The organism is Mesobacillus sp. ABV4_180 (genome assembly GCF_056158485.1).
This window is the reverse complement of sequence record NZ_JBSWTJ010000001.1, coordinates 46823-57500: the sequence shown is the minus strand read 5'-3', so window position 1 is coordinate 57500 and position 10678 is coordinate 46823. Positions and strand designations below refer to the sequence as shown.

10 protein-coding genes and 1 pseudogene (1 of these 11 only partly in view) are annotated in these 10678 nt (G+C 44.8%); 8 read left to right on the top strand and 3 right to left on the bottom strand.

The window, feature by feature from the left end:
* The 4 genes in view from tsaE to tsaD are tightly spaced (at most 13 nt apart) and all read left to right on the top strand, a layout consistent with a single transcriptional unit that may run on beyond the window.
* Positions 1 to 432, top strand: partial view of a tRNA (adenosine(37)-N6)-threonylcarbamoyltransferase complex ATPase subunit type 1 TsaE gene (gene tsaE, locus ACXAEA_RS00245; RefSeq protein WP_475094023.1) — the 3' portion only. The gene continues 21 nt to the left of window position 1, outside the view; only the last 432 of its 453 coding nucleotides appear in the window; its start codon lies off the left edge, out of view; its stop codon occupies positions 430 to 432.
* Entirely contained in the window at positions 433 to 1134 is a 702-nt protein-coding gene (gene tsaB / locus ACXAEA_RS00240) for a tRNA (adenosine(37)-N6)-threonylcarbamoyltransferase complex dimerization subunit type 1 TsaB (protein ID WP_475094022.1), read from the top strand.
* Positions 1135 to 1147: 13 nt separating this feature from the next.
* Complete coding sequence (rimI, locus tag ACXAEA_RS00235) at positions 1148 to 1597, top strand: ribosomal protein S18-alanine N-acetyltransferase (RefSeq protein ID WP_475094021.1); 450 nt, start codon at positions 1148 to 1150, stop codon at positions 1595 to 1597.
* Entirely contained in the window at positions 1597 to 2631 is a 1035-nt protein-coding gene (tsaD, locus tag ACXAEA_RS00230; protein WP_475094020.1) for a tRNA (adenosine(37)-N6)-threonylcarbamoyltransferase complex transferase subunit TsaD, read from the top strand. Before rimI ends, tsaD begins: the two co-directional genes overlap by 1 nt.
* Before the next feature lie 1213 nt (positions 2632 to 3844).
* On the opposite strand, the gene ACXAEA_RS00225 is transcribed toward tsaD, so the two are convergent.
* Positions 3845 to 5773, bottom strand: coding sequence for an ABC-F family ATP-binding cassette domain-containing protein (locus tag ACXAEA_RS00225; RefSeq protein WP_475094019.1), 1929 nt, complete (start codon positions 5771 to 5773; stop codon positions 3845 to 3847).
* A 154-nt stretch (positions 5774 to 5927) separates the two neighbouring features.
* On the opposite strand from ACXAEA_RS00225, the gene moaC reads away from it, so the two are divergent.
* Together moaC and ACXAEA_RS00215 are read left to right on the top strand one after the other, a co-directional pair.
* Complete coding sequence (moaC, locus tag ACXAEA_RS00220) at positions 5928 to 6422, top strand: cyclic pyranopterin monophosphate synthase MoaC (RefSeq protein ID WP_475094018.1); 495 nt, start codon at positions 5928 to 5930, stop codon at positions 6420 to 6422.
* A gap of 27 nt (positions 6423 to 6449) precedes the next feature.
* Complete coding sequence (locus ACXAEA_RS00215) at positions 6450 to 7106, top strand: redox-sensing transcriptional repressor Rex (RefSeq protein WP_475094017.1); 657 nt, start codon at positions 6450 to 6452, stop codon at positions 7104 to 7106.
* Between the two features lie 26 nt (positions 7107 to 7132).
* On the opposite strand, the pseudogene ACXAEA_RS00210 reads toward ACXAEA_RS00215, so the two are convergent.
* Positions 7133 to 7332: pseudogene (locus tag ACXAEA_RS00210) on the bottom strand (YdiK family protein).
* 3 nt (positions 7333 to 7335) lie between these two features.
* A complete protein-coding gene (locus tag ACXAEA_RS00205; RefSeq protein WP_475094016.1) occupies positions 7336 to 8067 on the bottom strand; it encodes a lysostaphin resistance A-like protein in 732 nt (243 codons plus the stop codon).
* A 383-nt stretch (positions 8068 to 8450) separates the two neighbouring features.
* On the opposite strand from ACXAEA_RS00205, the gene groES reads away from it, so the two are divergent.
* Both groES and groL read left to right on the top strand, forming a co-directional pair.
* Complete coding sequence (gene groES / locus ACXAEA_RS00200) at positions 8451 to 8735, top strand: co-chaperone GroES (protein WP_125482311.1); 285 nt, start codon at positions 8451 to 8453, stop codon at positions 8733 to 8735.
* Between the two features lie 167 nt (positions 8736 to 8902).
* Positions 8903 to 10531, top strand: a complete 1629-nt coding sequence (groL, locus tag ACXAEA_RS00195) for a chaperonin GroEL (protein WP_475094015.1) — start codon at positions 8903 to 8905, stop codon at positions 10529 to 10531.
* The last annotated feature ends 147 nt before the right edge of the window (positions 10532 to 10678 follow it).

Sequence of the window (10678 nt, the reverse complement as noted above, 5' to 3'; positions counted from 1 at the left end):
TCTGAGCAGCCGGAGCAGACGAAGGATTTTGCCAAGAGGCTTGCTGGTCTCCTTAAAGGGGGAGACGTCATTGCGCTTGAGGGTGATTTAGGGGCAGGCAAGACTACTTTTACAAAAGGGCTTGCGGAAGGTTTAGGCATCACACGGAATGTGAACAGCCCGACATTCACAATCATCAAAGAATACCAGGGAAGGCTTCCTTTATATCATATGGATGTTTATCGTGTGGAGGATGCGTTTGAAGACCTTGGTTTTGAAGAATACTTTGAAGGTAATGGTGTAACTGTCGTTGAGTGGGCTCATTTGATCGAAGCCCAGCTGCCTGAGGAACTGTTATTGCTCCAGCTTTTCCTGGATGAGCATGGTTCAAGGAGAATCGTGGCTGAGCCGAGGGGCGAGCGGTATGAACAATTGTGTAAGGAGATTTTTTAAATGAAGGTTTTATCGATTGATACATCCAATTATGTGCTGGGAATTGGCCTTCTTGATGGTGAGACGGTCCTGGGTGAATATATTTCAAATATTAAAAAGAATCATTCTGTCCGGGTCATGCCGGCAATCCAGACATTGATGGATGAATGTGGCATCAAACCTGCAGATTTATCGAAAATTGTTGTCGCTGAAGGTCCGGGATCCTATACTGGCGTCCGCATTGGTGTGACGATTGCGAAGACATTGGCTTGGACATTGAAGATTCCATTATCAGGTGTATCCAGCCTAGAGGCAGCTGCAGCATCTGCCGGCCGTTATTTTAATGGATATGTCTCTCCTTTCTTTGATGCAAGGAGAGGGCAGATTTATACTGGCTTATATAGGTTTGAGGACCGAATTTTACAGACAGTAAAAGATGATCAGCTTGTTATGTCCGTTGACTGGATGCAAAAATTGAACGAAATGGACAGCAAGGTTTTATTCATGAGCAATGATTTGCATTTGCACGAAAAAGTGATTAAGGAAGGTCTTGGTGAGAAAGCAATTTTTGCTGCAATTACTGAGCACAACCCAAGGCCGGCTGAACTGGCATTATTGGGACGGGACAAGGAGAGTGTCGATCTCCACACATTCGTCCCTAACTATATCCGTCTGGCTGAAGCTGAGGCTAATTGGTTAAAGGCACAGGAGAATAATAAATAAGTGGGAAGAGAAGATGAATAAGACGATAACTTTCCGGAATATGACGGTTGATGACCTGGATGATGTGATGGAGGTAGAGGTTAATTCCTTTGCTACTCCTTGGAGCAGGGAAGCTTTTTTCAATGAATTGACGAAGAACCAGTTTGCCCACTATCTTGTTGTGGAAGTGGACCATAAGGTGGTTGGTTATTGTGGTGTATGGATCATCGTGGATGAAGCCCATATCACGAATATCGCGATTTTGCCGAATTTCCGGGGGCTGAAGCTTGGAGATGCCCTTATGGATAAGATTATGGAGCTTGCCCGGAGTTTAGGTGCATTGAGGGTGACACTGGAAGTAAGAGTGAGCAACGAACGGGCACAGAATCTATACCGCAAGTTTGGATTCGAAGCTGGCGCGTTAAGGAAGCAGTATTATACAGACAATATGGAAGACGCTTTAGTAATGTGGGTGAATTTATAATGACAACAAAAGACCAAATAATAATGGGAATCGAGACAAGCTGTGATGAAACGGCTGTTGCGATTGTTAAAAATGGACGGGAAATCCTTGCGAATGTTGTGGCCTCCCAGATTGAAAGCCACAAACGTTTTGGCGGGGTCGTTCCGGAGATTGCCTCAAGGCACCATGTGGAACAGATCACAGTCGTTTTGGAAGAAGCTCTTGCACAGGCAGGTATTGAAATTAAAGATTTGGACGCGATTGCAGTTACAGAAGGTCCAGGACTGGTAGGGGCATTATTGATCGGTGTAAATTCAGCAAAAGCATTGGCATTTGCCAATAACATACCTCTTGTTGGTGTCCATCATATTGCCGGCCATATTTATGCGAACCGTCTTGTAACCGAAATGAATTTCCCGCTGATTTCACTTGTCGTGTCAGGAGGCCATACTGAACTTGTTTATATGAAGGAGCATGGCCATTTCGAAGTCATTGGTGAGACACGTGATGATGCAGCAGGGGAAGCATATGACAAAGTTGCAAGGACACTGCATCTTCCATATCCGGGCGGCCCGCATATCGACAGGCTGGCTCATGAAGGGAAGGCAACGATTGATCTGCCCCGCGCATGGCTAGAGGAAGGCTCCTATGATTTCAGCTTCAGCGGTTTGAAATCGGCTGTGATCAATGTTGTGCATAATGCACAGCAGCGTGGCGAAGAAATCGTACCTGAAGAGCTAGCAGCAAGCTTCCAGGCAAGCGTTATCGATGTACTTGTAACTAAAACGCTTAAGGCAGTGAAGGAATATGGTGTAAAACAAGTTCTTCTTGCAGGCGGAGTTGCGGCAAACAAAGGTTTGAGAGAGACGTTATCAACAGTATTTGCTGATTTAGATGTGGAAATAGTCATTCCTCCGCTGTCATTATGCACAGACAACGCCGCAATGATTGCTGCTGCTGGCAGTGTGTTATATGAAAAAGGTCACCGAGCTGATTTAACGTTGAATGGAAACCCTGGTCTGGAGATAACTATCCACAACGAAAGTAGGAAGTAAAAAAATATTTGTCAGACTCTTCTGTGGATATGTTCACGGAATTGGGGCTAATCTGTGTATAATGTGGATAAAAAAAGCTTTTTTTGTGGATAATGTGGAAAACCCTATGGATAAGCTATAAATCAATATTTAATATGTGAATAAGTATGTGAACAAAAAGTCCCGATTTTGAATCGGGACTTTTTTGCTGTGCATAAGCTGGTTTACTTGTACTAGTGAATCAAGTTTTTTACATGACGGTTACATAAGGACGAAGCTTGTGCCCGTCAACCAGAAAAGATACGCATGACGGTCACATAAGAACGAAACTTGTGCCCCTCAAGCAGAAAAGATACGCATGACGGTCACATGAAGAGGAAACTTGTACCCGTCAACCAGAAAAGTATCGCATGAAGGTCACATAAGGGCGAAACTTGTGCCCGTCAACCAGAAAGGATAGGCATGACGGTCACATGAAAACAAAACTCGTGCCCGTCAACCAGAAAAGATACGCATGACGGTTACATAAGGACGAAGCTTGTGCCCGTCAACCAGAAAAGATACGCATGACGGTCACATAAGAACGAAACTTGTGCCCCTCAAGCAGAAAAGATACGCATGACGGTCACATGAAGAGGAAACTTGTACCCGTCAACCAGAAAAGTATCGCATGAAGGTCACATAAGGGCGAAACTTGTGCCCGTCAACCAGAAAGGATAGGCATGACGGTCACATGAAAACAAAACTCGTGCCCGTCAACCAGAAAAGATACGCATGACGGTTACATAAGGACGAAGCTTGTGCCCGTCAACCAGAAAAGATACGCATGACGGTTACATAAGGACGAAGCTTGTGCCCGTCAACCAGAAAAGATACGCATGACGGTCACATAAGGGCGAAACTTGTGCCCCTCAAGCAGAAAAGATACGCATGACGGTCACATGAAGAGGAAACTTGTGCCCGTCAACCAGAAAAGATACGCATGACGGTCACATAAGGGCGAAACTTGTGCCCGTCAACCAGAAAAGTATCGCATAACGGTCACATGAAAACGAAACTTGTGCCCGTCAACCAGATAAGATTCGCATGACGGTCACATAAATAGGAAACTTGTGCCCGTCAACCAGAAAAGTATCGCATAACGGTCACATGAAGACAAAACTTGTGCCCTTAATCAAAGCGAGATAATTAAAAAAACCAGGCACTTCATTCTTGCGCCCGGCTTCTTCAATTTCTATGCCAGCTCTGTCCACTCTTCCATCAGTTCATCGAGTTTCTCTTTCATGGCTTCGATTTTATTATTGATTTCAGTTGTTTTTTCGTGATTATGGAAGATATCAGGATCACAAAGCAATTCTTCGTATTCTGCAACTTCCAATTCGAGCGTTTCAATGGTTGCTTCGACTTCTTCCATCCGGCGTTTGCGCTGGCGCTCTAATTTCTTTGCTTCTTTATCCTGCTGGTAGGAGGATTTATCCTGTTTGGCTGACTCTGCTATGCTGCCAGTTGCTTTGGCTGCCTGTTCGGCGAGTGCCTTCAGTTCTTCCTGCTCCAACTTCTTCTCAAGGTAATAATCGTAATCCCCAAGATATTCGGTAGCACCTGCACGGTCGAGTTCGATGACTTTTGTGGAAATCCTGTTGATAAAATAACGGTCATGCGAAACGAAAAGGATCGTGCCCGGATAATCGATCAGGGCATTTTCAAGGACTTCCTTACTGTCGAGGTCCAGATGGTTCGTTGGTTCGTCCAGGATCAAGAAGTTGGATTTTTGCAGCATCAGCTTTGCAAGTGCCAAACGAGCCTTTTCGCCGCCGCTCAGGGTTGAGACGATTTTAAGGACATCATCACCTGAGAAGAGGAAATTCCCAAGGACAGTCCGGATTTCTTTTTCCTGTTTCAAAGGGTACTCATCCCAAAGTTCATTCAAAACCTTTTTATTGGAGCTGAGTTCGGCCTGTTCTTGATCGTAGTAGCCAATCGAGACGTTGGAACCGTACTGGATACTCCCTGCAATCCTAGGCAATTTTTCAACGATCGTCTTCAGTAATGTAGACTTTCCCACACCATTCGGACCGACAAGTGCAGTGCTATCGCCGCGTGAAAGGTTAAATGTGATATTTTCGGAAACGGCTTCGTTTCTGTAGCCTACAGCAAGTGAATCAGCCTTAAGGACGTCATTGCCGCTCTGCCGTTCGATTTGAAAGCTGAAGGAAGCGGATTTTTCATCGCCTAATGGCCTGTCCATCCTGTCGATCTTCTCAAGCTGCTTGCGGCGGCTCTGGGCACGTTTGGTCGTGGAGGCACGCGCGAGATTCCGCTGGATAAAATCCTGCAGCTTGGCAATCTCATCCTGTTGTTTCTCATACAATTTAAGGTCACGCTCATAATTTTCCGCTTTCTGATCCAAATAAGAGCTATAATTGCCCGGAAACTTCATCAGCTGATGGCGCGAAATTTCATATACCTGGTTGACGACTTTATCAAGAAAGTAGCGGTCATGGGAAACGATCAGGATCGCCCCGTCATACCCCTGCAAATATTGCTCAAGCCAGGAGAGCGTATCAATGTCCAAATGGTTTGTCGGCTCGTCCAGGATCAGGATATCCGGACGGGTCAACAGCAGCTTTGCCAGGGCGAGCCTGGTTTTCTGTCCGCCGCTTAGAGTTGAGATTTTTGTGGAATAATCAAAAGAATGGAAGTTCAGGCCGTGCAGCACGGAACGAATATCCGCTTCATATTGATAGCCGCCCTTTTCCTTGAATTGCACCTGCAGAAGATCATATTCTTTCAGGACTCGCTCGTATTCGGTATTGTTCGACAGGATGTCAGGATCCGACATTTTTTCTTCCAAGTTGCGCAGATTCTTTTCCATCCTGTGCAGGTGCTCAAAAACGGACAGCATTTCATCCCAAATGCTTTTCTCTGACTCCAGTCCGGTATTCTGGGCTAAATAGCCAATAGACGTACCTTTAGGGCGGATGATTTCTCCTCCGTCATGTGATTCGTAGCCGGCGATGATTTTCAGCAGGGTGGATTTGCCTGCGCCGTTACGGCCGACTAGTGCAACTCTGTCACGGGTCTGTATTTCAAACTTTATATTCGATAAAATAAGATCAGCAGCAAAATATTTTGATAGCTGATTAACCTGTAATAATATCATTATTTTTTCACCTCTATTGCCTTAGAAATAGTGTAACCCATTACTATAGGCACGGCAATATATGCGATTGATCATTGTATTTGTGAACATAGAAACAAAGTTCACACACAAGTTTGTGAAAATAGTGTATCATTTGGATGAGAGGAGCTTGAACATGGCAGAATTTACGCATTTTAATGATGAAGGCAGAGCGAAAATGGTCGATGTCAGCGACAAACCTGAGACGGTCCGCACGGCATTAGCCCATTCAAGCATAACCGTGAATGAGGATATATATGTAAGGATAACTGAAAATAAAATGAAAAAAGGGGATGTACTGGCAGTTGCACAGGTAGCTGGCATTATGGCGGCGAAAAAGACGTCTGAAATCATCCCGATGTGCCACCCGCTTCCATTAACAGGCATTGACCTTTCGTTCGATTGGGAGCAAAATGGAAGTGACTATATTTTAAACATCTCAGCATCTGTAAAAACGAAAGGGAATACAGGTGTAGAAATGGAAGCGTTAACAGCAGCTTCAGCATGTGCGCTGACTGTTTATGATATGTGTAAGGCCGTCGACAAAGGCATGGTGATCGGCAAGACGTATTTAGTCGAAAAAACCGGCGGGAAAAACGGCGATTTTAAGAGAGAAGAGAAGCTGAAGTAGAAATTCGGACAGGGTGGAGGATGGAGAATGACGAACGATGCTATGAAGATTCCGCAGGCAACCGCAAAACGTTTGCCGCTGTATTACCGATTCTTATTGAACTTGCATTCTTCAGGAAAGCAAAGGGTATCATCTGCAGAGTTAAGTGAAGCGGTAAAAGTAGATTCAGCGACAATCAGAAGGGATTTTTCCTACTTTGGGGCATTGGGTAAAAAGGGATACGGCTACAATGTGAATTACCTGCTGACCTTTTTCAGGAAGACATTGGATCAGGATGAACTTACGAAAGTAGCCTTGATCGGTGTCGGTAATCTGGGAACGGCGTTCTTGAATTATAATTTTTCGAAGAACAACAATACGAAAATCGAAATTGCTTTCGATGTCGATCCTGGTAAGGTAGGTACACAAATCGGCGACGTACGGGTCTTCCATATGGATGACCTGGATAAAGTAGTTGTCGAGGAAGGCATTCAGGTTGCGATCCTGACTGTTCCATCAGCTGTAGCGCAGCCGATTACGGACCGATTGGTGCAAGCGAATATTAAGGGGATCCTGAACTTCACGCCTGCCAGGCTGAATGTGCCATCTTCAATCAGAATTCACCATATAGACCTGGCTGTTGAACTGCAATCATTGATTTATTTCCTGAAACATTATCCGACAGACAGTGAAATCGCAGAATAAAAAAAAGCTCCTTCGTGATGAAGGGGCTATTTTTTCTGGATTTGCTTCAATTTGAAATGGAACAGGATCATCCGGATGCCCGAACCAAAGTCGAAAGGGCAAGCGCGACGAGGAGATAGGAGAAAAATCCCCAGCCTGACTCGTTCACATTCTGGATCGCGAAATAGGTGAATAAGGTGCCTAACAAGATGTAGACAATGCCTGAAAATAAAGGCGATTGCTTCATAACTTAAAATCCCCCAATAAAGCTTTGAATTTTCTCTGCTTCTTTTATCATTCTCTCAATGTCTTCCCGGAATACGGATTGAAGCAGGACAACCATTGTATTCATTGTAACGTGGGCGATGATCGGAACGATGATCCGCTTTGTTTTTACATAAAGAAATGCAAAGGTGAAGCCCATCGCTGAGTATAAGATCACGTGCTCCGGCTCAAAATGCGCCAGGGCGAAGATCACGGAGCTGATCAGCGCGGCAAAAAAGAAGTTCATTTTCTTATGAAGGCTGCCGAAGATGATTTTCCGGAAGACGATCTCTTCTAAAATCGGACCGATGATCGAACTGACCAGGATAACTATAGGGAAGTTCTCAATCAGTTTAATGATCTCCTGTGTATTTTCGGAACCCATTTCGATGCCGATCATATTTTCAATACTGCCGGCAATCGATTGGGCGAATAGAGCGAGAAACACACCGGCAATTGCCCAGGCAGCAGAGCTTGCCGGCGTAGCCGCGTCCCGCAAATCAGCCTGAACGGTCTTTTCTTTCCTTAAAATCAACAGCACAATTAGAAGTGTCAGCGAAAAGCTGATCACGAGCCAGTACGGAATCGAGAGGGTTTCCATTTCCTCCAGGCTCTTTCCCATTGCCGCTCCAATGAAGGCGACGATCGGAATCCCGATCAGGCTTGAAAGCTGCATGACGATATAGGCGATAATGACGTACCAATATTCCTTTTTCAATATGATAATCTCCTTCAAAAGCCTTTTCATGTTATACGGTCTAAAGCAATAAAAGTTCCACGATGCTATCTATCCATTTTACTAGTAACCATCTGCAAAGTTCAAATATCAGGGTGTCTGCTCAACTTTTTGGTTAAAAATTTCTTGATCCGGCATACTCTTTAAGGTGGCCATTTTTAGCCAGGCTGTTATTGAAAATAACGAAAAAAGTCGATTGTTGTCACAGGAATCCGAGAAAGGAAATAAGGGCAAATTTTCTAAAAAAAATTGGACTTCATGCTTGCAAAAAAAATAGAGATTCATTATTATATAAATTGTGTTAGCACTCTAATGAGGAGAGTGCTAATAAATAATCTACATATAATTTGAGGAGGTTGTTTCACTTGATCAAGCCACTAGGAGATCGCATTATTATCGAGCTTGTTGAGTCTGAAGAAAAAACTGCAAGCGGTATCGTTTTACCCGACACAGCGAAAGAAAAACCTCAAGAAGGTAAAGTAGTAGCTGTAGGCACTGGCCGCGTACTTGACAACGGAGAGCGTGTTGCTCTTGAAGTTGCAGTTGGCGACCGCATTATCTTCTCAAAATACGCAGGTACAGAAGTGAAGTACCAGGGAACTGAATACCTGATCTTGCGTGAAAACGACATTCTTGCAGTTGTAGAATAGAAAAGCGGAAGCGCCTTGGTCAGGCCCGAAAAGCGCTGGAAGGCTGGCCAGTGAAGTCGCTCTTTGACTTCATTGGACAGACCGAAGCGACTCGAGGGACTAGGCGCTGGAGCTGGACACTAATTTAAGGAATATAAAATTCAAAAATTCGAGGAGGTTTTTTTACGATGGCAAAAGAAATTAAGTTCAGTGAAGAAGCACGCCGTGCGATGCTTCGCGGGGTAGATTCTCTTGCGAATGCAGTAAAAGTAACTCTTGGACCAAAGGGACGCAACGTGGTTCTTGAGAAGAAATTCGGTTCTCCACTAATCACGAACGATGGTGTGACAATCGCAAAAGAAATCGAACTTGAAGATGCATTCGAAAACATGGGTGCTAAGCTTGTTGCTGAAGTAGCAAGCAAGACGAACGATGTTGCTGGTGACGGTACTACGACTGCAACAGTTCTTGCTCAAGCGATGATCCGCGAAGGTCTTAAGAACGTAACTGCCGGTGCTAACCCAATGGGCATCCGCAAAGGAATGGAAAAGGCTGTTGCTACAGCTGTTGAAGAATTAAAGGCTATCTCTAAGCCAATCGAAGGCAAAGCTTCTATTGCACAAGTTGCAGCTATCTCTGCTGCTGACGAAGAAGTTGGCCAATTGATTGCTGAAGCGATGGAGCGCGTTGGAAACGACGGCGTTATCACGATTGAAGAATCTAAAGGCTTCACTACAGAATTGGACGTTGTTGAAGGTATGCAGTTCGACCGCGGATATGCATCTCCATACATGGTAACTGATTCTGACAAGATGGAAGCAGTTCTTGAAAACCCATATATCCTGATCACTGACAAGAAAATCGCAAGCATCCAGGAAATCCTTCCTGTACTTGAGCAAGTTGTACAGCAAGGCAAGCCATTATTGATGATTGCTGAAGATGTTGAAGGTGAAGCACTTGCTACATTAGTAGTTAACAAGCTTCGCGGAACATTCAACGCAGTTGCTGTCAAGGCTCCTGGCTTTGGTGACCGCCGTAAAGCTATGCTTGAGGACATCGCAGCACTAACTGGCGGTGAAGTAATCACTGAAGAGTTAGGCCGTGACCTTAAGTCTGCAACAATCACTTCTTTAGGACGCGCTTCTAAAGTTGTTGTTTCAAAAGAAAACACGACTATCGTTGAAGGTGCTGGAGACAGCGCACAAATCGCTGGCCGTGTGAACCAGATCCGCGTTCAAATGGAAGAAACAACTTCTGAATTTGACCGAGAAAAATTACAAGAGCGCCTTGCTAAGCTAGCTGGCGGTGTTGCAGTCATCAAAGTTGGTGCTGCTACTGAAACGGAATTGAAAGAACGCAAGCTTCGTATTGAAGATGCTCTTAACTCAACTCGCGCTGCAGTTGAAGAAGGTATCGTATCCGGTGGTGGCGTTGCGCTTCTAAACGTATACACGAAAGTATCTGAAATCCAGGCAGAAGGCGACGAAGCTACTGGTGTGAACATCGTCCTTCGTGCTATGGAAGAACCAGTTCGCCAAATCGCTCACAACGCTGGCCTTGAAGGCTCTGTTATCGTTGAGCGCTTGAAGCGCGAAGAAGTCGGAACAGGCTTCAACGCTGCAACTGGCGCATGGGTGAACATGATCGAAGCTGGTATCGTTGACCCAACTAAAGTTACACGTTCTGCACTTCAAAATGCAGCATCCGTATCTGCTATGTTCTTGACTACAGAAGCAGTAGTTGCTGACATTCCAGAACCAGCTGGTTCAGGTATGCCTGACATGAGCGGTATGGGCGGCATGGGCGGCATGATGTAAGGCCATAGCCATACATTTGTGCTATTTTCCTCCCATTTGAGAAGAAGTCATCTTAATAATTTGTATCAATAGCAAAAACCACTTCCTATAAAAATTAGGGAGTGGTTTTTTGTGTTGTTAAAATTTGCGTACCAAGACTTTATTAAC